This window comes from Enterobacter sp. ZOR0014, from assembly GCF_000798855.1.
Classification (GTDB): Bacteria; Pseudomonadota; Gammaproteobacteria; order Enterobacterales; family Enterobacteriaceae; genus Enterobacter; species Enterobacter kobei.
On record NZ_JTLF01000036.1, the window covers coordinates 1 to 214 of the forward strand.

Genomic DNA, 214 nt, shown 5'->3' on the forward strand with positions numbered 1-214 from the left:
TGTGTAGTCATCTGTTGCTTTATTTTTAACGAACACAACAGCAAAATTATAAGCTGAACGTTCTACTATTGTTTCCGTGTCCATTGTCACACTTTGCTTAATATCTACCCTTGTCGTGATTCTTTTTCTATTCCAGTTTCTTGAAGCAAAGTTAATGAATAACAAGTTTCTAGGGTCTGTTTCAGATGGAGCGTGTTGAATGGTTGTAGTTGGT

At 36.0% G+C, this 214-nt stretch carries 1 protein-coding gene; it reads right to left on the reverse strand.

The window, feature by feature from the left end; translation table 11 throughout:
- Positions 1-214: hypothetical protein (locus L977_RS23460; RefSeq protein ID WP_197061789.1), on the reverse strand; the 214-nt coding region annotated here is incomplete at both ends.